This is a genomic window from Streptomyces sp. SID5910 (genome assembly GCF_009862125.1).
Taxonomy (GTDB): Bacteria; Actinomycetota; Actinomycetes; order Streptomycetales; family Streptomycetaceae; genus Streptomyces.
Map to the genome: position 1 here is coordinate 1 of NZ_WWHX01000160.1, position 323 is coordinate 323.

General features: G+C 78.0%; 1 protein-coding gene. It reads right to left on the reverse strand.

Annotation, left to right across the window (positions count from 1 at the left end):
- Positions 1–323: hypothetical protein (locus tag GTW67_RS05730; RefSeq protein WP_161163701.1), on the reverse strand; the 323-nt coding region annotated here is incomplete at both ends.

Genomic DNA, 323 nt, shown 5'->3' on the forward strand with positions numbered 1-323 from the left:
TCGGGCGGCAGCAGTCCGCCGTCGCCGAGGGCGCCGAGGATGCGGGAGTCGTCGGCGGCGGCGGTGCGCAGCTCGAACAGCTGGCGTTCGGCGGAGGAGACCGTGTCGTCGAGCAGCTCGCGCAGTTCGTCGGCGAAGCGGTCGAGTTCCTCGGCGGTCAGCGCGCCGTCGGACGCCCTGGGCGGATCGGCGGGGCGGTCGTGGTCCGCGTCCTGCCGGGGCTGGGGGATGCCCGGGCGGGGCCGGGCGGCCAGGCCGAGCAGCTCCGCGAGGCGGTCCTCGGCCGCCAGTGCCTCGGCGGTGCGGCGTTCGGCCTCGTGGGC